At 64.5% G+C, this 321-nt stretch carries 1 protein-coding gene; it reads left to right on the top strand.

Annotation, left to right across the window (positions count from 1 at the left end):
* Positions 1–321: hypothetical protein (locus tag D1646_RS22075; RefSeq protein ID WP_160638483.1), on the top strand; the 321-nt coding region annotated here is incomplete at both ends.

Below are 321 nucleotides of genomic sequence, written 5' to 3'. Positions count from 1 at the left end.
GAACAGCAGCTACACCACCGAAGCGGCGGTCTTGAGCATGAACGGCTGGCAGTACCGGTGCGTCGTGACCAACAGCGAGGGGCGAGCGGAAAGCAATCCGGCCACCCTGACCGTGCGGAAGGCCGCGCCCCCCGAGGCCGTGCCTCTGCACCTGAACATCGCCAACCACCTGGAGAAAACCTATACCGTTCTGCTGTCCAACCTGCGGCCCCAGCTCCCGCCGGGGGCCAGCTGGGAAAACGTGACCTATGAGCTGACGAAAGTCGCCTTCACCCAGGAGGGGTATTACACGGCGGGCACGGCAAAAATCGTCCCCGGCGA

It is taken from the genome of Pseudoflavonifractor sp. 60 (genome assembly GCF_009911645.1).
Classification (GTDB): domain Bacteria; phylum Bacillota; class Clostridia; order Oscillospirales; family Oscillospiraceae; genus Lawsonibacter.
This window is presented reverse-complemented; position numbering and strand designations above follow the sequence as displayed.